The 23,486-nt window shown below is 59.5% G+C and carries 18 protein-coding genes; 7 read left to right on the forward strand and 11 right to left on the reverse strand.

From position 1 onward, the window contains the following. Positions 1-309: 309 nt before the first annotated feature. The 4 genes from proS (at position 310) to dnaE (ending at position 7,698) form a co-directional block, all read left to right on the forward strand. Positions 310-1,632, forward strand: coding sequence for a proline--tRNA ligase (proS, locus tag PL599_RS09865; RefSeq protein ID WP_137410197.1), 1,323 nt, complete (start codon positions 310-312; stop codon positions 1,630-1,632). A gap of 125 nt (positions 1,633-1,757) precedes the next feature. Further along, positions 1,758-3,065 carry a lipoprotein-releasing ABC transporter permease subunit gene (locus PL599_RS09870; protein ID WP_077982442.1) on the forward strand — a complete coding sequence of 436 codons (1,308 nt, stop codon included), beginning with the start codon at positions 1,758-1,760 and terminating at the stop codon, positions 3,063-3,065. A gap of 15 nt (positions 3,066-3,080) precedes the next feature. Next, complete coding sequence (locus tag PL599_RS09875; protein WP_077982441.1) at positions 3,081-3,764, forward strand: ABC transporter ATP-binding protein; 684 nt, start codon at positions 3,081-3,083, stop codon at positions 3,762-3,764. A 433-nt stretch (positions 3,765-4,197) separates the two neighbouring features. Continuing rightward, entirely contained in the window at positions 4,198-7,698 is a 3,501-nt protein-coding gene (dnaE, locus tag PL599_RS09880) for a DNA polymerase III subunit alpha (protein ID WP_269824023.1), read from the forward strand. 22 nt (positions 7,699-7,720) lie between these two features. Here the strand turns inward: dnaE and PL599_RS09885 are convergent, their stop codons facing one another. The 3 genes from PL599_RS09885 to PL599_RS09895 all read right to left on the reverse strand — a co-directional run bounded on the left by PL599_RS09885 (position 7,721) and on the right by PL599_RS09895 (position 10,788). Further along, the gene (locus tag PL599_RS09885; protein WP_137410199.1) at positions 7,721-8,959 is read right to left on the reverse strand and encodes a L,D-transpeptidase family protein; all 1,239 of its coding nucleotides are present in this window, start codon (positions 8,957-8,959) and stop codon (positions 7,721-7,723) included. A 167-nt stretch (positions 8,960-9,126) separates the two neighbouring features. Beyond that, positions 9,127-10,410: a DNA polymerase IV gene (locus PL599_RS09890; RefSeq protein ID WP_269824022.1), complete on the reverse strand. Its 1,284-nt coding sequence runs from the start codon at positions 10,408-10,410 to the stop codon at positions 9,127-9,129. 69 nt (positions 10,411-10,479) lie between these two features. Next, the gene (locus PL599_RS09895; protein WP_077982437.1) at positions 10,480-10,788 is read right to left on the reverse strand and encodes a DUF3572 domain-containing protein; all 309 of its coding nucleotides are present in this window, start codon (positions 10,786-10,788) and stop codon (positions 10,480-10,482) included. Positions 10,789-10,919: 131 nt separating this feature from the next. Between PL599_RS09895 and PL599_RS09900 the strand changes: the two genes are divergently transcribed. Continuing rightward, a complete protein-coding gene (locus tag PL599_RS09900; RefSeq protein WP_003521498.1) occupies positions 10,920-11,291 on the forward strand; it encodes a response regulator in 372 nt (123 codons plus the stop codon). Positions 11,292-11,309: 18 nt separating this feature from the next. Then, positions 11,310-12,680 carry a PleD family two-component system response regulator gene (locus PL599_RS09905; RefSeq protein ID WP_142912124.1) on the forward strand — a complete coding sequence of 457 codons (1,371 nt, stop codon included), beginning with the start codon at positions 11,310-11,312 and terminating at the stop codon, positions 12,678-12,680. 894 nt (positions 12,681-13,574) lie between these two features. On the opposite strand, the gene rpmG is transcribed toward PL599_RS09905, so the two are convergent. The 6 genes from rpmG to topA form a co-directional block, all read right to left on the reverse strand. After that, on the reverse strand, positions 13,575-13,742 hold the full coding sequence (gene rpmG / locus PL599_RS09910) for a 50S ribosomal protein L33 (RefSeq protein ID WP_003496403.1): 168 nt from the start codon (positions 13,740-13,742) through the stop codon (positions 13,575-13,577). 89 nt (positions 13,743-13,831) lie between these two features. Then, complete coding sequence (locus tag PL599_RS09915; RefSeq protein ID WP_162520391.1) at positions 13,832-14,998, reverse strand: MFS transporter; 1,167 nt, start codon at positions 14,996-14,998, stop codon at positions 13,832-13,834. Between the two features lie 17 nt (positions 14,999-15,015). Continuing rightward, a complete protein-coding gene (locus tag PL599_RS09920) occupies positions 15,016-15,642 on the reverse strand; it encodes an NUDIX hydrolase (RefSeq protein WP_077982953.1) in 627 nt (208 codons plus the stop codon). Positions 15,643-15,704: 62 nt separating this feature from the next. After that, the gene (locus PL599_RS09925) at positions 15,705-16,148 is read right to left on the reverse strand and encodes a DUF983 domain-containing protein (protein ID WP_269824021.1); all 444 of its coding nucleotides are present in this window, start codon (positions 16,146-16,148) and stop codon (positions 15,705-15,707) included. 42 nt (positions 16,149-16,190) lie between these two features. Further along, complete coding sequence (gene rnr / locus PL599_RS09930) at positions 16,191-18,545, reverse strand: ribonuclease R (RefSeq protein ID WP_269824020.1); 2,355 nt, start codon at positions 18,543-18,545, stop codon at positions 16,191-16,193. After that, the gene (gene topA / locus PL599_RS09935) at positions 18,542-21,226 is read right to left on the reverse strand and encodes a type I DNA topoisomerase (protein WP_269824019.1); all 2,685 of its coding nucleotides are present in this window, start codon (positions 21,224-21,226) and stop codon (positions 18,542-18,544) included. Before topA ends, rnr begins: the two co-directional genes overlap by 4 nt. Before the next feature lie 259 nt (positions 21,227-21,485). On the opposite strand from topA, the gene PL599_RS09940 reads away from it, so the two are divergent. After that, positions 21,486-21,719: a hypothetical protein gene (locus PL599_RS09940; protein ID WP_142912129.1), complete on the forward strand. Its 234-nt coding sequence runs from the start codon at positions 21,486-21,488 to the stop codon at positions 21,717-21,719. Here the strand turns inward: PL599_RS09940 and dprA are convergent. Further along, positions 21,672-22,814, reverse strand: coding sequence for a DNA-processing protein DprA (dprA, locus tag PL599_RS09945; protein WP_191217650.1), 1,143 nt, complete (start codon positions 22,812-22,814; stop codon positions 21,672-21,674). The two genes, PL599_RS09940 and dprA, sit on opposite strands and share 48 nt — an antisense overlap. A gap of 21 nt (positions 22,815-22,835) precedes the next feature. Next, positions 22,836-23,453: a glycerol-3-phosphate 1-O-acyltransferase PlsY gene (gene plsY / locus PL599_RS09950; protein ID WP_269824018.1), complete on the reverse strand. Its 618-nt coding sequence runs from the start codon at positions 23,451-23,453 to the stop codon at positions 22,836-22,838. Positions 23,454-23,486: the final 33 nt, after the last annotated feature.

The raw sequence follows: 23,486 nt of genomic DNA on the forward strand, positions 1-23,486 counted from the left end.
TCCTGCCTCTTTTGTAAGCTAAGGCTAGCTCAAACCCCCATGCTTGTCATCTCATTTTTTGCATATTTGTTACAGTCGGCAAAAAATTCTCTGTGGTGCAATTTGTCGCACCGGATCAAGAATATTATTCCGATCAAAGCGTTTTGACGCGAATTAGCTATCGCGAAAATACCTTGAAATGGCCTTTATCGCTCTTTTCATGGCGGGTTTTCATCTGGGCCGGAAACGGCTATATCCGGCGCCAATATCCCTCTATTCGGGGCGATTCCCGCGCCTGTGGCGCTGTCGTCCGCATCAATGGAAGCCGTCATGCGTCTCAGCCGTTACTTTTTGCCCATCCTGAAGGAAAATCCCAAGGAAGCGGAGATCGTTTCTCACCGCCTTATGCTGCGCGCCGGCATGATCCGGCAGCAATCGGCTGGCATCTATTCCTGGCTGCCGCTCGGTAAGCGTGTGCTGGACAAGGTGAACAGGATCATCCGCCAGGAGCAGGATCGTTCCGGCGCCATCGAGCTTCTGATGCCGACGCTGCAGACCGCCGAGCTCTGGCAGGAGAGCGGTCGTTACGATGACTACGGCAAGGAAATGCTGCGCATCAAGGACCGCCAGGACCGCCAGATGCTCTATGGCCCCACCAATGAGGAGATGATCACCGACATCTTCCGTTCCTATGTGAAGTCCTACAAGAACCTGCCGCTGAACCTCTATCATATCCAGCTGAAGTTCCGCGACGAGGTGCGTCCGCGTTTCGGCACCATGCGTTCGCGCGAGTTCCTGATGAAGGACGCCTATTCCTTCGACCTTACCAAGGAAGACGCGATCCATTCCTATAACAAGATGTTCGTGGCTTACCTGCGCACCTTCGAGCGCCTTGGCCTTCGCGCTATTCCCATGCGCGCCGATACCGGCCCGATCGGCGGCAACCACAGCCATGAATTCATCATTCTGGCCGATACCGGCGAATCCGAAGTCTTCTGCCACAAGAGCTTCCTCGACCGCGCGATTCCCGCTGAAAACACCAATTTCGACGATGTCACAGCCTTGCAGGGCGTATTCGACGAGTGGACGGCCGACTATGCCGCCACGTCCGAAATGCATGACGAAGCGGCATATAACGCCATTCCCGAAGGCGAGCGCCTTTCTGCGCGCGGCATTGAAGTTGGCCACATCTTCTATTTCGGTACCAAATATTCCGAGCCGATGGGCGCGAAAGTGCAGGGTAAGGATGGCAAGGAACACCCTGTCCACATGGGTTCTTATGGTATCGGACCGACACGCCTTGTTCCCGCCATCATTGAAGCATCGCATGACGAGAATGGAATCATCTGGCCGGCCTCGGTCGCTCCTTTCGACGTCGTGATCATCAATATGAAGGCTGGAGATGCGGCCTGCGATGCGGCTTGTGAAAAGCTGTATTATCAGCTCTCCAACGCCGGCAAGGATGTTCTCTACGACGATACGGACGACCGTGCTGGCCAGAAATTCGCGACTGCCGATCTGATTGGCGTGCCTTTGCAGATCATCGTCGGGCCGCGTTCGGTCGCGAATGGCGAAGTCGAAGTCAAGGATCGCAAGACCGGCGAGCGGGAAACCGTGACGATCGAGGCGGCGATGAACAGGGTGCTCGGCTAAAAGCGAGCGGAAGACGGAGCGGCTTCACGCGAAGTCCGCTCCGGTTTTCGTAAGACAGATGCCGTGGAAATGTAGGCCGGTTTTCGGAAAAGACCGGCCTTATAGTTTGAGATCAGGGAGACGACATGGCACAAGCCGAGGCTGACAAGGGTGCGGCTGTTTCAGCCGGGGCAAAGACCGCTCGGCCGTTTTCTGCTTTTGAACGTATGGTGGCATGGCGTTATCTGCGGTCGCGGCGCAAGGAAGCCTTCATCTCCGTCATCGCCGGTTTCTCTTTCGTCGGCATTATGCTGGGTGTGGCGACGCTGATCATCGTCATGGCCGTCATGAACGGGTTCCGCACGGAGCTGATTTCCCGTATTCTCGGCATCAACGGACATATGATCGTTCAGCCGATCGACCAGCCCTTCAATAATTATGATGAGCTGGCGAAGAAATTCGCAGCCGTTCCGGGCGTCACCATGGCTCTGCCGCTGGTGGAGGGCCAGACATTGGCCTCCGGGCGCGGCGGTGCGGGTTCCGGCGCTCTGGTGCGCGGTGTGCGCCAGGAGGATATCGACAAGGTCAAGGAAGTCGCCACCAACATCAAGACCGGCGACCTCGTCGGCTTCATGGCAGGTGATGGCGTTCTCGTCGGTTCAAGGCTTGCAGCCCAGCTGGGCGTGACTGCCGGTGACGATATCACGCTGATTTCGCCGGAAGGCGACGTGACGCCGATGGGCGTCAATCCGCGCGTCAAATCCTACAAGATATCAGGCGTCTTCGAGATCGGCATGTCGGAATATGACGCGTCGATGATCTATATGCCTCTGTCCGAAGCCCAGCTTTATTTCAATGCCGAAGGCCTCGTGCAGTCCATCGAGCTTTATGTGAGCCGCCCGGATGATGTCGATGGCATCCGGCCGCTGGTGGAGCAGGCCGCCGAACGGCAGGTCTACATTACCGACTGGAGGCAGCGGAACCAGACCTTCTTCTCCGCCCTGCAGGTGGAAAGAAACGTGATGTTCATGATTCTCACGCTCATCGTTCTGGTGGCGGCGCTCAACATCATCTCCGGCCTCATCATGCTGGTGAAGGACAAGGGCAGCGATATCGCCATCCTGCGCACCATGGGCGCCAGCTCTGGCGCGGTCATGCGCATCTTCTTCATGACGGGGGCTGCCATCGGCACGGTCGGCACCTTTGCCGGCGTGGCGCTCGGTGTCATCGTCTGCCTGAACGTGGAATCGATCCGGCAGTTCTTCTCATGGGTATCGGGCACAGTGCTGTTTGACCCGCAGCTTTATTTCCTGAGCCAGCTACCGGCCGAAATGGATTTGAGCGAGACCATCACCGTCGTCATCATGGCGCTGACCCTTTCTTTCCTGGCAACGATCTTTCCAGCCTGGCGGGCTTCCAAGCTCGATCCGGTGCAGGCCCTGCGTTACGAATAAGGACCGCTTCGCAATATGGCAAAAAAAACAGTGCTGCGGCTCACCGGCGTCGAGAGAACCTATGGTCAGGGCGAGACGTCGCTTTCCATTCTGCGCAAGGCCGATTTTGAATTGAAAAGCGGTGAGATGGTGGCGTTGGTCGCCCCTTCGGGCACTGGTAAATCGACGCTGTTGCATCTGGCAGGGTTGCTGGAACATCCCGATGCAGGCGAGGTCTATATTAACGGCGCGCCCTGCAACGGCCTGCCGGATGAAACGCGCACCGCGATCCGCCGCAGCGATATCGGTTTCGTCTATCAGTTCCATCACCTCCTGCCGGAATTCTCGGCAGTGGAAAATGTGATGATGCCGCAGCTCATTGCCGGTCTCACCCAGGTGGAGGCCCGCAAGCGTGCAAGCGCGCTGCTAGACTATATGCGCGTGGGGCATCGCGGCGAACACCGTCCAGCCGAACTCTCGGGCGGTGAACAGCAGCGTGTCGCCATTGCCCGCGCTGTCGCCAACGCGCCGCTCCTGCTGCTCGCCGACGAGCCGACCGGCAATCTCGATCCGGAAACCGCGCATTACGTATTCGACGCGCTGGAGGCACTGGTGCGACAATCCGGCCTCGCAGCGCTGATTGCCACCCACAATCATGAACTTGCCGCCCGCATGGACAGACGCGTGACGCTGGCCGACGGCAAGATCGTCGATTTCTGAACTGGCAAGCCGATCCATCCGGTGCTTTTCAGAGAACACCGGTTCTCCCCATTTGAATTTTTTCCGAACCCGGCGGTGTTTTACCTCCGGGTTTTTTCGTTTTGGAGTCAGTGGCTTGCTGTTCCCCACGCGGGAACCGAAGGCGATTCTGCCGCATTGACAAGAGGAATATCGCCAGAACCCTGTTGACAATCGAACAAAAAGAGAACAAAATTGGAACATAACGAGTAAGGAGAGACCAATGACTGATTTCATCCGTGACGTTGCTGCTTTCGCTTCCATCGCTGTCTTTGTTGCCAGCTTTTCGGTGATCCTCACCGCCCTGTGAAGAAGACACCGGCGCAGAAGCCTGTATGGACGCCGCAAAGCGGTGGACATTAAGCGCCGGAAATCGGAAAATCGCCCTCGTGATTCAGAGTAACGGGATGATGATATGGGCGATGCGGTTATGCGTGGAGAGATCTCTGGCGAAACGTTGAAGACGCCCGGTTTTGTCCATCTTCGGGTTCATTCCGCTTATTCCCTGCTTGAGGGGGCCTTGCCCCTCAAGAAAATCATGTCCAAGGCCGTCGCGGACGGTCAACCGGCCATTGCCATTACCGATACCAACAATCTTTTCGTCGCGCTGGAATTTTCCGAAAAGGCGCGGGACGAGGGTCTGCAGCCGATCATCGGCTGCCAGCTGTCCATCGACATGCAGGATGCGGCGGAGGATCGCCGCAACCACAACAGCCATCTTCAGAAACTTCCCGCCATCGTTCTCCTTGCCGCCAATGCGGAAGGCTATGAGCGGCTGGTGGATCTCGTCAGCCGCGCCTATCTGGACGGTGAGGGCGGCAGCCATTCCGTGCATATTACCCGCGCATGGCTGGAGGAGGCCTCCAATGCCGGCCTCATAGCGCTGACCGGTGCTTCCGGCGGCCCCGTCGATATGGCCCTGAAGGAAGGCCACGCCGCGCAGGCGAAAGAGCGGCTGCTGACGCTGAAGTCACTCTTTGGTGATAGGCTTTATATCGAATTGCAGCGCCAGTCCGGTTACGACCGCTCCCATGAGCGGCGCCTGATTGGTCTGGCTTACGAACACGATATTCCACTCGTTGCCACCAACGAGGCGTTCTTCCCCTCCAAGGCCGACTACGAGGCGCATGACGCGTTGATGGCAGTGGCGCATAACGCCATCGTGTCCGATGACAGCCGGTTCCGCCTGACACCCGATCACTACCTCAAAAGCCGTGACGAGATGACGGCGCTGTTTGCCGATCTTCCCGAGGCGCTGGAGAACACCGTCGAGATCGCGCTCCGATGCTCCTATGTGCTGAAAAAGCGCGGGCCGATCCTGCCGCGTTTCACCGGCGCCAGCGACGATCCGGAAGCAGCCGAGCTGGCCGAAACCGAGGAACTGCGCCGACAGGCGGTGGAGGGGCTGGATCAGCGGCTTGCCGCGCTTGGCATGGCGCCCGGTTATACGGAACAGGATTATCGCGAAAGGCTGGATTTCGAACTCGGCGTCATCTCGCGCATGAAGTTCCCCGGTTACTTCCTGATCGTTGCCGACTTCATCAAATGGGCAAAGCAGCATGATATTCCGGTCGGCCCGGGCCGCGGTTCGGGTGCGGGCTCGCTCGTCGCTTATGCGCTGACCATTACCGATGTCGATCCGTTGCGCTTCTCGTTGCTGTTCGAACGCTTTCTCAATCCCGAACGTGTTTCGATGCCCGACTTCGATATCGACTTCTGCCAGGACCGCCGTGAAGAGGTGATCCGTTACGTGCAGGCCAAATATGGCCGGGAGCAGGTGGCGCAGATCATCACCTTCGGTTCGCTACAGGCGCGCGCGGCCCTGCGCGACGTTGGCCGCGTGCTGGAAATGCCCTATGGGCAGGTGGACAAGATTTGCAAGCTGGTGCCCAACAACCCGGCCAATCCGACACCCCTGTCGAAAGCGATCGAGGAAGAGCCGCGCCTGCAGGAGGAGGCGGACAAGGAGCCGGTCGTCGCCCGCCTCCTGGATATCGCCCAGAAGATCGAAGGACTTTACCGTCACGCCTCCACCCATGCCGCGGGTATCGTCATCGGTGACCGACCGCTCTCCAAGCTGGTGCCGATGTATCGCGATCCGCGATCCGATATGCCGGTTACGCAGTTCAACATGAAATGGGTGGAAAGCGCGGGCCTCGTCAAATTCGACTTTCTCGGCTTGAAGACGCTGACGGTGCTGAAGGTCGCCGTCGATTTTGTCGCCAAGCGCGGCATCGAGGTCGATCTCGCGGCCATTCCGCTGGACGACGCCAAAACCTACGAGATGTTGTCGCGCGGCGAAACCATCGGCGTGTTCCAGGTGGAAAGTGCGGGCATGCGCAAGGCGCTGATCGGCATGCGACCGGACTGCATCGAGGACATCATCGCGCTGGTGGCGCTTTATCGCCCCGGACCGATGGAAAACATCCCGGTCTACAACGCCCGCAAACATGGCGAGGAGGAGCTGGAATCGATCCACCCGACCATCGACCATCTGCTCAAGGAAACGCAGGGCGTTATCGTCTATCAGGAACAGGTGATGCAGATCGCCCAGGTCCTCTCCGGTTATTCGCTCGGCGAAGCCGATCTTCTGCGCCGCGCCATGGGCAAGAAGATCAAGGAGGAGATGGACAAGCAGCGCGAGCGTTTCGTCGACGGAGCCATCAAGAACGGCGTCTCGAAGCCGCAGGCCAACACCATCTTCGACCTGCTGGCAAAATTCGCCAATTACGGCTTCAACAAGAGCCACGCCGCGGCCTACGCCATCGTGTCCTACCAGACCGCCTATATGAAGGCGCATTATCCGGTGGAGTTCCTGGCGGCCTCCATGACGCTCGATATGGCGAACACGGAAAAGCTCAACGATTTCCGTCAGGATGCGGGCCGCCTTGGCATCGAGGTCGTCGCGCCTTCGGTGCAGACGTCGTTCCGGCAATTCGAAACGGGTGAGAACCGCATCTATTATTCGCTCGCCGCCATCAAGGGCGTGGGCGAGGGGGCGGTGGAGCACATCGTCCAGGTACGCGACGGCAAGCCGTTCACGAGCCTTGAGGATTTCTGCCTGCGCATCGATCCCAAGCAGATCAACCGGCGTGTGCTGGAAAGCCTGATTAATGCGGGCGCCTTCGACTGTTTCGGCCGCGACCGCGCGGAACTGATCGGCGGGCTGGACCGCATTATCGGTTATGCGCAGATGGCACAGAATAACCGCACCATTGGACAATCGGACATGTTCGGCTCCGGTAGCGGAAGCGGGCCGGAAAAACTGGTTCTTCCGGCCTTCCAGCCCTGGCTTGCCTCCGAGAAGCTGCTGCGCGAGTATCAGGTGCTCGGTTTTTACCTCACCGCCCATCCGCTCGATACCTATCGCCCCGTGCTGGAAAAGCTGCGGGTGCAGAATTTCGCCGATTTTTCCGCCGCGGTGAAACAGGGCGCGACTGCCGGGCGTCTGGCCGGCACCGTGACCGGTAAGCAGGAGCGCAAAACCCGCACCGGCAACAAGATGGGCATCGTCACCTTCTCGGACGCGTCGGGCCAATATGAGGCTGTGCTGTTTTCCGAAGGACTCGGCCAGTTCCGCGATCTGCTCGAAGTCGGCAAATCGCTAGTCATCACCGTGCAGGCGGAAGAACGCCCCGAAGGTATCGGCCTGCGTATCCAGACGGCGCAGTCGCTGGAAGAAAAATCCGTGCAGATGCAGAAGGCGTTGCGTGTTTATGTGCGCGATTCCGGCCCGCTGAAGACCGTTGCCCGCCACCTCAACACAAAGGGTGATGGCTCGGTCTATTTCATCGTCATCAAGGATGAGGGCAGCCGTGAGATCGAGGTGGAGCTGACGGAGAAATACCGCATTTCCCCGGAAATCGCCGCTGCGCTGCGGTCCGCGCCCGGTGTCGTCGATGTGGAACTGGTGTGAGGCTTGAGGCCTCACACGTCGCTCATACCGGCCCTTCTTTGGTCACGGTGATGAAGTCCGTTCCAGTGCCTGTCTCCAGCTGGTGACTGATATCCGAAACGGTGATCGAGCTGCCGCTTGAAAGCTCCTGCTCGATCCGGCTGCGTATTTCCGCGGGAATTTCGAGGCGGCCGAGCACGGCGCTCAGTTGATCGAAACCGCCCGGCGGTTCGGTAACGGAGATGCCAAGCCGCTTGCGGGCAGCCGCCGGCAGATGGTTTTCCAGCGTCACACCGTTCCATTCGGCGTTTCCGGCGGCGCGATCCACGGACACGGCTTCGAAGAAATGGGTTCCGAGCGCCACTTCCGGGTCCTTGATGTCGATGGCTGCTTCAAACAGCGGCTTGAAATCCTGCCGCACCATGATCTGGCCGCTCAGTGGGTGGTCTTCACCGGCGGAGGCATAAAGCGCCGTCACGAAGGCGTCTGTCAGAAGCGGCCCGGTGGTTTTCAGCCCTTTCCAGCGCTTGAAACCATTGATGGCGCTGATCGTCATCTCCCCGGCATAACCATCGGCTGCACCCGCTTCGAAACCGAGGCGGCTCAGCATGGTCTGGATATCCATCACCTTTTCCCGTTCGCCGCGCCGGGTGATGAGAATGCGCAGGGGCGAGGGCTCCCTGGTCTTTACCGCCGGCTTGAGCGCCTGGGTCTTTTCATTGACGGCAACTTCGACCGTCCCCAAGGCTGCATCGAACGTTGCCGGGCGCAATTCCACATCCGACAGAAGAAGCTTGCCGTCATCGGCATCGTCGCGCGGCTGAAACAACGCCGGATGCTGCACAAAGCGCAGCGAGACCGGCTGGTCGGTGATGATGACATGCACGCCGGTCCGGGTGTCGCCGAAAAGGGACTTGGCGAATTTGGACGGCAAGCGCACGCAGCCATGCGAGGCCGGATAGTTCGGCACCTTGCCTTCGTGCAGCGCGATGCCGGACCAGGTCAGCCGCTGCATGAAGGGCATGGGTGCGGCCGAGTAGATATTCGACTCGTGGTATTTCCGCTTTTCCAGAATTGAGAATATGCCGCTCGGTGTCTCATGTCCGGCCTTGCCGGTGGAGACTTTCGAGGTGGCGACGATTTCGCCGTTCTCATAAAGCGAGAGCGACTGATCGCTTTTCGATACCAGTATCTGCAGAGACCTGCTGTCAGCGGCAAGCGCCGGAAAGGCAAGAATGCTGGCCGACAGCATGCCGGCCATAAGACGGAGGCGAAGGGACATGACGCAATACACCACATGTACAAAACTTGCCTCACTCAATCATGCGAAGTTTAATGAAGCTTAAGGACCGCTCCTTCGCAACATCACTAATTTGTGTAAAATCTAAAATATATCCGGAGCGAGGCGGCTAGGATAGGATTGCGACCTGTCGCACAATCCCGCCACTGTTATTTGCGTGTTCCGAACGTATAGCCGGTCTCGACGCTGCCCTTGCCGAACTTGTCGCGCAGCTTGTCCATCGCCGCTTCCGCCGCGGCCCGACGGCCGGCCTCTCTGTCAACGAGATCGGGAGGATCGGCCAGCCCCGCATCGTGCAAATCGCTGACGCCGATGCCGATGAGGCGGAACCTGGTGCCGTCCGTTTCTTTTTCCAGCAGCGAAAGGCCGGTGCGGAAAATCCGGTCGGCGAGCTGCGTCGGATCGTCCAGCTTGCGGTTGCGGGTGCGGAGCTTGAAGTCTGCTGTCTTCATCTTCAGCACCACCGTCTGGCCGGCGATGCCGTTCTTCTTCAACCGCCAGGCAACCTTTTCGGAAAGCGAGCGCAGGATCGGTACGAGATCTTCATGGCGGGAAATATCGTTGAAGAAGGTGGTTTCGGAAGACACGCTTTTGACGGGGTCGTTATTGTGCACATGCCTCTCATCAATGCCGCGCGAAAGCCGGAAGAGGCGTTGCCCCATCACGCCATAGCGGCGCATCAGCTCGCTTTCCTCCATCTCTTGCAGCTGCGCGATCATGCGGATACCGTCCGCCTCCAGCGTCGCCGCAAAGGCCTTGCCGACGCCCCAGATGGTGGTGACGGGCCTTGCTGCCAGAAAGGACAGCGCCTCTGCTTCACCGACAACTGAAAAACCGCGCGGTTTTTGCAGGTCGGACGCGACCTTGGCGAGAAACTTGCAATAGGAAAGCCCGGCGGAAACAGTCACCCCCACTTCCTTTTCCACCCGCCGGGCGAATTTCGCCAGCACACGAGCCGGTGGATCGTGATGCAGCCTCTCGGTGCCGGAAAGATCGAGAAACGCTTCGTCTATGGAAATCGGCTGCACGAGCGGCGTCAGTTCCTGCATCATCGCGCGGATTTCGCGCCCGACACGGCTGTATTTTTCCATATCCGGCTTGATGACGACAGCATCGGGACAGGCTTCCAGCGCCTTGAACATGGGCATGGCGGAACGCACCCCGTGAATACGGGCGATATAACAGGCGGTGGAAACCACCCCGCGCTTGCCGCCGCCCACGATCACTGGTTTGTCGGCCAGTTCCGGATTGTCGCGCTTTTCGACCGAGGCGTAAAAGGCGTCACAATCGATATGGGCGATGCTCAGATCATAGAGTTCGGAATGATAGAGAAGACGCGGGCTGCCGCAGGCGCGGCAACGCCTCAGCCCTTCTGGCTGGCCGGCCAGACAGTCACGGCAAAAACCGGGATCATAGCGGTGCGACGTGGACATGGGTCGAAAACAAAACCAGAACGTTGCCGACCATACTCCGGCTGCGATGGCCACTCAAGGGGCGTCTCGTCAATACACACCTGAATCCAGCCCCGGTCCGGAAAAATGGTTCCAGGCAGCGGCCACGGTTTCGGGGGATGTATCGGTGGCGGCGCAGAAGGCCATCAGGTCCGGCTCGTGACTCATCAGGAAATCCGTCAGCCCTGCCAGAAAGCCGGGATCGTTGACAGCCTGGCGCAGCATGTTGGCCTGCAGCCCGCTCAGCGCCAGAAAACGCGCCAGCATGTCCGGTTCGTTTGCCAGCCAGCCAAGTATGGCGGCCGCCGTTTCTTGCGGATCCTGACCGACATTGCCTTTGTTTTTTGTATCGCGCAGCATTTCTTCCCCGAAGTTACCTATTTTGAAACCAAATCCCTCTAGCCTTGCGCAACAAATGGACGATGGAATCGGCTCTCTGACAACTTATATGTCTGGGTGAAGGTTTCAAAGCGAAACGGGGACTGCTCACCATGCCCAAGCAGGTCATGATAGTCGAAGACAACGAGCTGAACATGAAGCTCTTTCGCGACTTGATCGAGGCGTCTGGTTATACGACGATCCAGACGCGCAACGGTATGGAAGCGCTCGATCTTGCCCGCAAGCACCGCCCGGACCTCATCCTCATGGATATCCAGCTGCCGGAAGTTTCAGGGCTTGAGGTGACGAAGTGGCTGAAGGAAGATGACGAGCTGCATGTCATTCCGGTCATCGCGGTCACGGCTTTCGCCATGAAGGGCGACGAGGAACGCATTCGCCAGGGCGGATGCGAGGCCTATGTGTCTAAGCCGATTTCCGTTCCAAAATTCATCGAAGTCATCAAGACTTATCTGGGCGATGCTTGAGGCGACTGGGGAACGGTTATGACGGCGAGAGTTCTGGTTGTTGACGATATTCCGGCCAATGTGAAGCTTCTCGAAGCCCGTCTTCTGGCGGAATATTTCGATGTCGTCACCGCCGAGGATGGTTTCAAGGCGCTGGCGATCTGCGACAAGGAGCAGGTCGATATCATCCTGCTCGATATCATGATGCCGGGCATGGACGGTTTCGAGGTCTGCGAAAGGCTGAAGGCCAATCCGAATACCGCCCATATTCCGGTGGTCATGGTCACCGCACTCGATCAACCATCTGACCGCGTGCGTGGCCTCAAGGCCGGCGCTGACGATTTTCTCACCAAGCCGGTCAACGACCTTCAACTCATCGCCCGCGTCAAAAGCCTCGTGCGGCTCAAGGCCGTCAGCGATGAATTGCGGCTGCGCGCCGAAACCGCACGTCAGATCGGCATCGAGGAGATGCTGCGCAGCGACGGGCTGATGCAGACGCCGGGCCGCGTGCTGGTTGCGGATGGCCGCGCCAGCTCGCAGGAACGTATTGTGCGGGCGCTGAAGCCGGTTGCCGAGGTCGACGCCGTCACGGAACCGCAGGCGGCGCTGCTCAAGGCCGCGAGCAATCCTTTCGAGCTCGTCATCGTCAATTCCAATTTCGAGGATTACGATCCGCTGCGGCTGTGTTCACAGCTTCGCTCGCTGGAACGCACCCGTTTCCTGCCGCTGCTTCTGGTGGCGGAGCAGGGGGCGGACGATATGGTGGCGCGGGCGCTCGATCTTGGCGTGAATGATTACATTCTCCGTCCGATCGATCCGAACGAACTCGTCGCCCGGACGCTGACGCAGATCAGGCGCAAGCGCTATAACGAGCATCTGCGGCTCAATCTCCAGCACACGATGGAACTTGCCATTGTCGACGGGCTGACCGGCCTCAACAATCGCCGTTACCTCGACAGCCACCTGAAGATACTGTTCGACCGCGCCGCCGTTCGTGGCCGCCCGATCTCCATCTGCATGACCGATATAGACCGCTTCAAGCTGGTCAACGATACCTATGGCCACGATGTGGGCGATGAGGTGCTGCGGGAATTTGCAGCGCGCATCCGCAGCACCGTGCGCGGTGCCGATCTCGCCTGCCGTTATGGTGGGGAGGAGTTCGTGGTGGTCATGCCCGATACGCCGATGGAGCTTGCGGCAAGCGTCGCCGAGCGCCTGCGGGCGATCGTGGAAGACAAGCCTTTTTATGTTCGTTCCATCGACCGGGAATTGAGCATTACCGCTTCCCTCGGCATCGCCACCAGCAGCGGCGCCTTCGGCGCTCCGGACGAAATCCTGAAGCAGGCGGACAAAGCGCTTTACGAGGCGAAACACGCCGGACGCAACCGCGTCGTCGCTGCCGCTGCCTGAACCCTAATGGCCGATTAACTAAAATATTGCGGCAATCTTGCCGTCGTGTTCCGGCGAAGTAATTATTCACGAAGCAAGTTGATCGTCGTAAGGCTGCAAGCCATTGACCTTGTATGTATTTTATCACTTTGCAATGAATAGATGCAGATCGACGATATAAATAGAGTTCAAGTTGAAAAATACGTTGAATTCAATCTCTCCGGCAACTATAGTGTGTCAGCTTCGTATACTTAACCATGTTTCCCAGGTGATGTGTCCCTGGCTTAAGAATTTGTTGATTTTTATTTCACTTCTGCGCACACTCCTTATTGAGAGTAACAGTTCTTCCGGCGGCTTATCCGTCTTTTGATGATGAATGATAGCGGCTTTAGCCGTCGCGATTTCGTTCGTCAGGGGCTGGTATTGCGTAGTTTGAATGCCCCATGATGCTCAGGTCCGCCGCATCTCCTGAATCGTGGGGTCGGTCGGCTGACGATGTTCGAATCGGTTCCTCGTGCCGTAGTCACATCGTTGGCCGACCGCCTTCTTCCTAAAAATTGCCGTTTCGTGGTGTGCGCGTCGCGGCTTCGCGACGCATGCAATCCGTCTTTGTTAACGTCACGTGCGAAGCTGCGATACGGGGCAGGGGCGGACGGAGCCTTGGGGATGTGTCTTCAGAGCACCTGAATGATTGCTGCATCGGCCGGGGCGTCAAACCATGTGGTCGGACTTACCCATGGCTGCTCTCGTGCTTTGTTATTGACGGCTACAATTCCCCGGACAGCAGAGGAGACGGGGCCTTGCTTGCCCCTTGGAAGGCGTCTGGGCGCGAAGAGGCTGGCGGCAGCATCTTCCTTCGGCGCAAACAAAAAACGCGCCCGTTGGGCGCGCTTTTGTCGGAGACAGATCAAGAAATTACTTGATCTTGGTTTCCTTGAATTCAACGTGCTTGCGTACAACCGGGTCGTACTTCGTCTTCGTCATCTTGTCCGTGAACGTACGGCTGTTCTTGGTGGTGACGTAGAAAGTACCGGTGTCGGCTGTCGACAGCAGCTTGATCTTGATTGTTGTAGCTTTCGCCATGGTCGTCCTGCCTTTAAACAAAAGAGAAGCCGCAGGCGCTTCTGACCTCGGCTAAATCTGGCGCGAAACTACGTATCGCGCCCGAAAAGTCAAGCCTGTTTCGCCCGGAAAACAAAACGGACGATATAAAGCACCACGTAAAGCCCGAAAAATACCGCCAGCGACCAGGCAAACCCGTCGGTTCCGGCAATGTCCATGGAAATGCCCACGGCCTGCGGCCCCGCAATCGTGCCAATGGCGTAACAGAAGATGAAGGCGGCATTGGCGGCGACCAGATCGGCGCCTTTCAGGCGCGATCCGAGATGGGTGAGGCCGACAGTATACATTCCCGAGACCAGGCCGCCCCAGAACAGCAACAGGGCCGCCACCAGAAGCCAGTTTTCCACCAGGAAAGGTAGCGCCAGCGTGCCGCAGACGCCGGCAAAGGCCATCAGCCCCAGCATCGTCCGCCGGTCCTTCATCCGGTCCGAAAGCAGGCCGATCGGTATCTGGAAGACCATATTGCCGATGCCCATCACGGTAAGGAGAAGCGCTGCCTGCGATTCGTTGAAGCCTTCCCGCGTTGCATAGATCGGAAACAGCGAAAGGCCGCCGGCCTGCACCGAACCGAAGACGAAGGCCGCCGCGGACGCCATGGGCACCAGCCAGACATAACGGACGAAATGGTGGTTGGGCCGCTCGTCCAGCTCCGGGCTTTCGCCGCGCGCCATAAAGATCGGGATCGCGGCGAGCAGGATGATCGCCGCACCGACCAGAAACGGCAATATGCCTTCGCTGCCCACCACGGAAAACAGCAGCGGACCAACCGCGAATCCGACCGCAAGGCCGGTGGCGTAGATGCCGAGAACCATGCCGCGCTTCCTGGGCGGCGCCGTCATGTTGATCCAGTATTCGGAAAGAATGAACAGCGTGGTGGTGGCGCCGTGGAAAACGATTCGCAGCGGAAACCACATCCAGAAGGCTTCGGCGAAATAAAAACCGAGCGCGCTCAGTGCCGAAACGACGACTGCGAACAGCATGGTTCGCGCCACGCCGAAATCATGGGCGATCTTGGTGGTCACGGGGGCCGCCATCATCGCCGCGACGCCGGCCATAGCCGAATTCACCCCGATCATGGTGGAAGAGATGCCGCGCTTCTCAAGGATGATCGACAGGAGCGGAAGGCCGAGGCCGATGGCGACGCCGACCGCACTGATGGCGGAAATGGCGGCGATCAGTGAGGGCCAGTGGATGGCGTCCGCTTCTTCGCATTTCATTTGTGACATGACGGCCTTTATACAAAGTCTCGAATGAACCGGCCGTGGCGCGTGACATAGAGCCGCGCGGGGCTTTCAAAGGGCAATGAGGGATCACCTATCATGAGCTTTGTGACATCTTCGAGAACCGTGCGCGTGATTTTCGGCATGTTCAGACTGGAAAGGTCTGTCATGTCAAGCCATTGCACGTCGGAGAGTTCGTCGGAATCGCGTGTGAGGCTAATATCGAGGTGCAGTTCATCTGCATAACAGCAGAAGAATCGCGTGTCGTAGCGCCGCACATTGCCGGGCGGGGTGATGGCACGGGCCACATATCGGAAACGGGAAAGATCGGGACCCCTGGTGTTCAAGCCAAGATCCACGCCAGTTTCCTCGAAAAGCTCGCGCGCTGCGGCAAGCGCCAGCGCTCTTGCGCCGGCGGCGCTGAGCCGCCGTGCCGCGGAGGCAGTGAGACTGTGGAGAACGGTCGGATGCAGATCGCTCGAAAAGGGCAGCGCATGGTCGCGCGGATCGCGTTTGCCGCCTGGAAACACATAAGCGCCCGGCATGAAGACATGGGCGCTGCTGCGCCGGCCCATCAACACCCTGAGTTGCGAGCCGGACCGGTCGAACAAAATCATGGAGGCGGCGTCGCGCGGCCGCATGGGCGTGTTCGTCGTTTCGGCGCGCCGGGGAGGCGGAGGCACGTGCAAGGTCCCGTCCGCCGTCAGTGAGAAGAGCCGTCGATCTGCACTTTCTGTTGTTTTCGGTCGAATCCGTGCATCTTCAGCGCCCATTGCAAGCCGATGACACCGCCCTTGATCGGTTGCAGCGTCAGAAGTGCTGCCAGAATGGTGATCGGCACCCAGATGGCGAAATGGGCCCACATGGGAATGTTGAGGACCATGTCGGTCATCATGAAGCCGCCGACCGCGATATGGCCGATGATGACGATGGAGATATAGGGTGGCAGGTCGTCCGAGCGGTGATGGTGCATTTCCTCGCCGCAGGCCGCGCAGGTATCCACCGGCTTTAGCCAGGCACGGAAGAGGCGACCGCTGCCACAGGCCGGGCAACGGTTTGCCATGCCGCGCATGATGGACCGGCCAAGCGGCCGTTCGGCGCTGTCGTCTCCGAAGGTAACGGTCTCCGAGCCCCGATGTGCACTCATCCTTAAGTCCTTCCCGTCCGTTCAACCGCCGAGGCGGCCTTGTTATCGTCGCCTTCTCGGCGGCCGTGTTCCGGGCTTGGCGGCAGCCCGTGCTGTCCGCCGTCCGGCCTTATGGAACGAGCGTACGCCCATCGGCATCTTGCGCCCCGGACTCAGCATATCGAATCTCAGCGCACCCGCCAGCGGCACCGCTTCCGCGAGCCTCACCTGCACCGTGTCACCAAGCTGATAACCGAGACCGGTCTTTTCCCCCGTGAGGGCCTGATGGGCTTCGTCGTACAGGAAATAATCGGTTCCAAGTGTAGATATAGGAACGAATCCATCAGCGCCAAATTGCGGAAGCGCGACAAATAGTCCCGCCTTGGTGACACCGCCGACCCGGCCCTCGAATTCCTCGCCGACCCTTTCGGAAAGGTGATGCGCGATGAGGCGATTGACCGTGTCTCGCTCCGCCGCCATGGCGCGGCGCTCGAAGGTCGAGATTTCGGCGGCGATATCGTCCAGTGTCGCCTCTTCCTGCGGCGTGATGCCGCCTTCACCGAGGCCAAGCGAGCCCACCAGCGCGCGATGCACGATGAGGTCGGCGTAACGGCGGATCGGTGAGGTGAAATGGGCGTATTTCATCAGGTTGAGGCCGAAATGGCCGATATTTTCGGGGCTGTAGATCGCCTGGCTCTGGCTGCGCAGCACCATCTCGTTGACCATGATCTGGTGCGGCGTATCGATGGCGCGCGCCAGAATGCCGTTGAAGGAATTGGCGCGCATGGCCGCACCCTTGGCCATGGAAATGCCGATGGTGCCGAGGAATTCGCGCAGCACTTCCTGCTTGGAAAGTGTGGGCGCATCGTGGACGCGATAGACCAGCGGCTGCTTCTTCTTTTCCAGCGTCTCGGCGGCGGCGACATTCGCCTGGATCATCATTTCCTCGATCAGCTTGTGCGCATCGAGGCGTTCGGGAATGACGACCTTGTCTACCGTGCCGTCGGGCCTGAGCTGGATCTTGCGCTCTGGCATATCGAGTTCCAGCGGTTGGCGGCGGTCGCGCCCGCGCTTCATCACCTCATAGGCGTGCCACAGCGGCTTCAGGATCGGTTCCAGCAGCGGGCCGGTCTTGTCGTCAGGCGTACCGTCGATTGCGGCTTGCGCCTGCTGGTAAGACAGCTTGGCGGCACTTTTCATCATGATGCGATGGAAAGTGTGGCTCGCCTTGCGGCCTTCCTTTGAAAACGTCATGCGCACCGCAAGGGCAGGGCGATCGACGCCTTCCTTCAGCGAGCAGAGATCGTTGGAAATGCGCTCCGGCAGCATCGGTACGACCCGATCCGGGAAATAGACGGAGTTGCCGCGCTTCAGCGCCTCGCGGTCGAGTGGCGCGCCAGGCCGCACATACCAGGAGACATCGGCAATGGCGACGGTGACGATGACACCGTCAGGATTGTCGGGCGAGTGGTCAGGTTCGGCATAAACTGCGTCGTCATGGTCCTTGGCGTCGGCCGGATCGATGGTGATGAGCGGCAGGTCGCGCCAGTCCTCGCGGTGCGACATGGTCGCTGCCTTGGCCGCATCCGCTTCCGCCAGAACATTCGGCGGGAAGATATGCGGGATGCCGTGCGCATGGATCGCGATCATCGAGATCGCCTTTTCCGAGGCCACCGAGCCGATGACCGACAGCACCTTGGCGCGGGTCAGGCCATAACGGCCGCTGTTGCGCGAGGTTTCAACCTCGATCAGATCGCCATCCTTGGCATCGCCGACGCCATCGGGATCGATCACCATTTCTTCGCCGCGGCGATCGATCGGCATCAGCCGTCCACCGCCACCGGGCGCTTCCTTGAAGACGCCGAGCAGCGCGTTCTGGCGACGGTCGATGAGCTTCACGACGCGGGCCGTATAGGCCGGGCCGGAGTTTTCCTTGGAGGGGAAGATTTTCGCCAGAATACGGTCACCGAGACCCGCTGCCGGAGCCTTCTTGCCGCGGTCCTGCGAGGACTGGCGGATGAGCACGGCCGGCGCTGCGCCCAGATCCTCGGGCCATTCCGCCGGGCGTCCGATCAATTCGCCGTCCTTGTCGCGGGTGGTGATGTCGAGAACCGTCACGGGCGGCAGGCCGCCCGGTCGCGTCAGCGACTTGCGGCTCTTGTGCACCATGCCGTCGACTTCGAGTTCCTTCAGCAGGGCTTTCAGAACGATGCGGTTTTCGCCCTTCAGCCCGAAAGCCTTGGCGATTTCGCGTTTGGAGGCCTGCTGCGGATGGTCCGCGATGAATTTCAGCAGCACTTCGCGGGAAGGCACCTCGCCATGGATGATGCCTTCACCTTCGCTCACCCGCTTGCCGCGCCCGGTGCGTCCGAAACCGTCACTGGCGGAACCCTGTCTCTGACGTGGCGCCTTGCTCACTCTGCTGCCTTCTTGGGTTTGGCCGCTGCCTTCGGCTTGGCGGCCGCCTTGCTCTTGGTTGCCGCCTTGGCCTTGGTGGTTTTCGGCTTTGCCGCTGCCTCACCATCGGCCTTCTTGGCGGTGGTTTTCTTCGCCTTGGCAGGCTTGCCGCCTGTGCCGGTCTTGGCAATGCGCTCGGCAATCAGCACTAGCGCCTCGTCCAGCGTCACGGAAGCCGGATCCTGCCCCTTCGGAATGGTGGCATTGACCTTGCCCCAGTTGACGTAAGCGCCATACCGCCCGTCGCGGACGGTGATGGCGCCGCCATCGGGATGGTCGCCCAGTTCCTTGAGAGCAGCCGGCGTGCCGCTGCGGCCGCGTCCTGGTCCCTTGCTCTGCTTTTCGGCAATAACGGTCACGGCTCGGTTGAGACCGATCGAGAACACGTCCTCGATGCTTTCAAGGTTCGCATAGGAACCATCATGCAGCAGGAACGGCCCATAGCGGCCGAGGCCGGCGGAGATCATCTTGGCCGTCTCCGGGTGCTTGCCGATATCGCGGGGCAGATTGATGAGCGCCAAGGCCTTTTCGTGGTCGATATCTTCAGGCTTCCAGCCCTTGGGCAGCGACGAGCGCTTGGCTTCCTTGCCGTCGCCGCGCTGGATATAGGGTCCGAAACGGCCAGACCGAAGCGTCAGCTCTTCGCCGGTCATCGGATCGGCACCGAGTGCTTTCGGCTCGTTGGACACGGAAGCTTCGGCTTCCGAGCCATCGGAGGTGAGCTGGCGGGTAAAGTTGCACTCCGGATAGTTGGAGCAACCGACGAAAGCGCCGTATTTGCCGAGCTTCAGCGAAAGATTGCCGGTGCCGCAAACCTGACAGATGCGCGGATCGGAGCCATCCTCGCGCTTGGGGAACACCAGCGGCGCCAGAACCTCGTTCAGCGCATCCAGAACGTTGGTGACACGCAGTTCCTTGGTGTCTTCGATCTGGGCGAAGAAATCCTTCCAGAAATCACGCAGAACCTGCTTCCAGTCCAACTCGCCGGCGGAGATGCGGTCGAGCTTTTCTTCAAGGGCGGCGGTGAAATCATATTCGACGTATTTGGTAAAGAAGCTTTCGAGGAAAGCCGTCACAAGCCGGCCGCGCGAATGCGGGATCAGCTTGCGCTTGTCGACGACGATATATTCGCGGTCGCTCAGCGTCTTCAGCGTCGCAGCATAGGTGGAAGGACGGCCGATGCCGAGTTCTTCCATCTTCTTGATAAGCGAGGCTTCCGAATAACGCGGCGGCGGTTCGGTGAAGTGCTGGCTGGCGTTGATCTTCTGCTTGGCGAGGTTCTCGCGCTCATTGATCGGCGGCAGACGGCCTTCATCGTCACCATCGTCGCTCTGCTCGCCATCTTCCTTCTGGTCGGTATAGGCGGCGATAAAGCCGTCGAAGCGGATGACAGAGCCAACGGCGCGCAGGCCAGCCTTCTCGCCGCCATTGGTGGCAAGGATTTCCACTGTGGTCCGCTCGATTTCTGCCGACGCCATCTGGCTGGCGATACCGCGCTTCCAGATCAGATCGTAAAGACGCAACTGATCGGCATCGAGGTAACGCTTCACCTGATCCGGCGTGCGGTTGAAATCGGTCGGGCGGATTGCTTCGTGCGCTTCCTGGGCGTTTTTTGCCTTGGTGGAGTAAAAGCGCGCCTTTTCCGGCACATAACGGTCGCCGAACTGCTCGCCAATGGCCTTTCGGGCGGCATCGATCGCTTCCGGGGCCATCTGTACGCCGTCGGTACGCATATAGGTGATCAGACCGACGGTCTCGCCGCCGATATCGATACCTTCATAAAGCTTCTGCGCCACCTGCATGGTGCGCGATGCGCCAAAGCCCATGCGCGAAGACGCGGCCTGCTGCAGCGTCGAGGTGGTGAAGGGCGGGCCGGGATTACGCTTGACCGGCTTCGCCTCGACCGTATCCACGACATAGGTCGCGCCTTCCAGCAGCGCCTTCAGCCGGTTCGCATCGTCTCCGGTCTTGATCGAGCGGTTTTGCAGGCGCTTGCCATCGGCCGAAACCAGCTTGGCCTCGAACTCGTCACCGCGCGGTGTCTTCAGAAGCGCGCTGATGTTCCAGTATTCTTCGGAAATGAAACGCTCAATCTCGGATTCGCGGTCGCAGACGAGGCGCAGCGCCACCGACTGGACGCGGCCGGCGGAACGCGCGCCGGGCAGCTTGCGCCACAGGACCGGGGAGAGGTTGAAACCGACGAGATAATCCAGCGCACGGCGGGCGAGATAGGCGTCGACCAGCGGCACATCGATGTCGCGCGGGTTGGCCATGGCGTCCAGAACCGCCTTCTTGGTGATGGCGTTGAAGACCACGCGCTTCACCGGCTTGTCGCCAAGCACACGCTTCTTCTTCAGGAGATCGAGAACGTGCCAGGAAATGGCTTCGCCTTCGCGATCCGGGTCGGTTGCGAGAAAAAGGCCGTCGGAGGATTTTACCGCATCGGCAATATCCTTCATGCGTTTGGCGGACGCGCTATCGACCTCCCAGGACATTTCGAAATCCTGATCGGGCAGCACCGATCCGTCCTTGGCAGGAAGGTCTCTGACGTGGCCAAAGGATGCAAGAACCTTATAGCCCGAGCCAAGATACTTATTGATCGTCTTGGCTTTGGCAGGAGATTCTACGACGACGACATTCATATTGTTCTTCTCTGGAACTGGTCCGTTAACGTGGCCCCGGTTGCAGCGTGGTGCCGCAATTGGCCTTCTTTATAATTCGACATGGACAGGTAATGCCCGCTGGTCAAGAGGCAAGCCCGATTTTCTCGCTTCAAGATGAGTGCAACCTATGGATAATCTATTGTTGTATTGCAATCTTTGGTAAATTGGTTATGATGGGCAACATCATTTGAACAGACTTAATGCTTCCCGTTTCAGGCTGAATTTCCAGGATAAATATATGGTCCCGAACGCGACAAACAATAATGCCGAAAATGAAGGGACCAGAGAGAGCTTGGCATACATCCGCCAGATGCTGGCGGAACTGCGGCAGGTAGCGCACCGGGAAGGCGCCGACATGCTGTGTTATCTGATCGAGATGGCCTATGTCGAAGTCGGCGATATCCAGAGCGGACGGCGCAAGCTGTCAATCCGCGATGAAGAGCGAAACACGCCCCCCGGCATGCCGGTTTAGACGTCCGGCAATATCAAGCTCCAGCAGCACCAGGTGAACGGTGGCAGCGGAGAAACCCGTGTGACGGATGATATCGTCCGTTTCCACAGGCGAGGGACCGAGAGCGGCGGCGATGATGCTACGCTCGTCGTCCCCCGGTGGTGACATCTCGGTGTCGGATCTCGGTTCCTCGATCTTGCGGTCATAGGGCAATTGCGGCTCCATCAGCGGTCGCAGTGCGTCGAGGATATCGGCTGCACCCGTGGTCAGCATGGCGCCTTCCTTGATCAGCCGGTTGGTGCCTTCACAGCGCGCGTCGAGCGGCGAGCCGGGCACGGCAAACACCAGTCGTCCGGCTTCACCTGCAAGCCGCGCCGTAATCAATGAACCCGAACGTTCCGCCGCTTCCACGATGACGACGCCGAGCGAGACGCCCGCGATCAGCCGATTGCGGCGCGGGAAATCCCGCGCGCGAGGCTCCCAGCCAAACGGCATTTCGCTGATTGTCGCGCCGCCCTGATCGTATATTTCCTGCAAAAGTCCGAAATTTTCCTGCGGGTAGGGGCGGTCGAGACCGCCGGCCAGCATAGCCACTGTGCCGGTTGCAAGACTTGCCCTGTGCGCGGCCGCATCGATGCCCCGCGCCAGTCCCGATGCAATCGTATAACCGGCCCGCCCACAGTCGCGTGCCAGCATGGCGGCGAATTTCGCGCCGTTGATGGAGGCGTTGCGTGAACCGACGATGCCGACGCAGGCTCTTGTCGCCGCATCCGCCGATCCCTTCATGGCGATCAGCGGCGGCGCCCCATCCATCTGCCGCAGGGCTGGCGGATAATCCGGTTCGCCAATGCCGACGAAACGCGCGCCGAATTTATCGGCGGTTTCGATCTCGCTTTCCGCTTCCGCCTGGGTGGCAATGCGCGGACTGCGCGAAGAACCGCCACGGCGCGACAGTTCGGGCAGGGCATCGAGCGCCTTTTCAGCACTGCCGAAATGATTGATAAGTTCGCGAAAGGTCACGGGACCGATATTATCGCTGCGGATCAACCGTAGCCACGCCACCCGCTGCCGCGCGGAAAGCTCTATGCCCTGCCGTGTAGTTTCCGTATTCGGCATGACATGTCCCCAAGGTGAACCTTAGCTCTTCTGTCCGATCCTGCTTTCCGTGCCCGCAATCAGACGTCTGATATTTTCGTGGTGTTTCAACCAGGAAATCACACTGAGCAGCGTCACGAGAAGCGCCGTCTTCTCGGGTCCGAGCACCCAAAGCGCTACGGGGACGATCACCATTGCCACCAGCGCCGAGAGCGACGAATAACGGGTGATAAAGGCGGTCGCGATCCAGATGAGCGCAAAGGCAAGCATCATGAGGGGAGCCGCGCCTAGAAGAACGCCGATATAGGTGGCCACACCCTTGCCGCCCTTGAAGCCCAGCCACACGGGAAACAGGTGGCCGAGAAATGCGAAGAAACCGGCGACCAGCGAGGCTTCGTAACCCCAGAGCGCATTGGCGACCAGAACCGCCGCCGTGCCCTTCAGCGCGTCGAGCAAAAGGGTTGCGGCGGCGAGCTTCTTGTTGCCGGTACGCAGCACGTTGGTGGCGCCGATATTGCCGGAGCCGATCTTGCGCACGTCGCCCAGACCGGCCATGCGGGTAAGAAGGAGGCCGAACGGAATGGAGCCCAATAGATAGCCGAGCAGCGCCGCCAGCGCGAGAAGGGCAGGCGCGGTCTGCCACTCAGTCAAAGCACTCATTCCAATGTCCCCTCTGTCCCGCCGTCAGCGTGA

The sequence above is a fragment of the Agrobacterium sp. ST15.16.055 genome (assembly GCF_027956555.1).
GTDB lineage: Bacteria > Pseudomonadota > Alphaproteobacteria > Rhizobiales > Rhizobiaceae > Agrobacterium > Agrobacterium salinitolerans.

Excerpts from the sequence above, each read along its gene's own strand:
- proS (WP_137410197.1), top strand. The coding sequence starts at position 310 with ATGCGTCTCAGCCGTTACTTTTTGCCCATCCTGAAGGAAAATCCCAAG.
- PL599_RS09870 (WP_077982442.1), top strand. The coding sequence starts at position 1,758 with ATGGCACAAGCCGAGGCTGACAAGGGTGCGGCTGTTTCAGCCGGGGCA.
- PL599_RS09875 (WP_077982441.1), top strand. The coding sequence starts at position 3,081 with ATGGCAAAAAAAACAGTGCTGCGGCTCACCGGCGTCGAGAGAACCTAT.
- dnaE (WP_269824023.1), top strand. The coding sequence starts at position 4,198 with ATGGGCGATGCGGTTATGCGTGGAGAGATCTCTGGCGAAACGTTGAAG.
- PL599_RS09885 (WP_137410199.1), bottom strand. The coding sequence starts at position 8,959 with ATGTCCCTTCGCCTCCGTCTTATGGCCGGCATGCTGTCGGCCAGCATT.
- PL599_RS09890 (WP_269824022.1), bottom strand. The coding sequence starts at position 10,410 with ATGTCCACGTCGCACCGCTATGATCCCGGTTTTTGCCGTGACTGTCTG.
- PL599_RS09895 (WP_077982437.1), bottom strand. The coding sequence starts at position 10,788 with ATGCTGCGCGATACAAAAAACAAAGGCAATGTCGGTCAGGATCCGCAA.
- PL599_RS09900 (WP_003521498.1), top strand. The coding sequence starts at position 10,920 with ATGCCCAAGCAGGTCATGATAGTCGAAGACAACGAGCTGAACATGAAG.
- PL599_RS09905 (WP_142912124.1), top strand. The coding sequence starts at position 11,310 with ATGACGGCGAGAGTTCTGGTTGTTGACGATATTCCGGCCAATGTGAAG.
- rpmG (WP_003496403.1), bottom strand. The coding sequence starts at position 13,742 with ATGGCGAAAGCTACAACAATCAAGATCAAGCTGCTGTCGACAGCCGAC.
- PL599_RS09915 (WP_162520391.1), bottom strand. The coding sequence starts at position 14,998 with ATGAAATGCGAAGAAGCGGACGCCATCCACTGGCCCTCACTGATCGCC.
- PL599_RS09920 (WP_077982953.1), bottom strand. The coding sequence starts at position 15,642 with ATGCGGCCGCGCGACGCCGCCTCCATGATTTTGTTCGACCGGTCCGGC.
- PL599_RS09925 (WP_269824021.1), bottom strand. The coding sequence starts at position 16,148 with ATGAGTGCACATCGGGGCTCGGAGACCGTTACCTTCGGAGACGACAGC.
- topA (WP_269824019.1), bottom strand. The coding sequence starts at position 21,226 with ATGAATGTCGTCGTCGTAGAATCTCCTGCCAAAGCCAAGACGATCAAT.
- PL599_RS09940 (WP_142912129.1), top strand. The coding sequence starts at position 21,486 with ATGGTCCCGAACGCGACAAACAATAATGCCGAAAATGAAGGGACCAGA.
- dprA (WP_191217650.1), bottom strand. The coding sequence starts at position 22,814 with ATGCCGAATACGGAAACTACACGGCAGGGCATAGAGCTTTCCGCGCGG.
- plsY (WP_269824018.1), bottom strand. The coding sequence starts at position 23,453 with ATGAGTGCTTTGACTGAGTGGCAGACCGCGCCTGCCCTTCTCGCGCTG.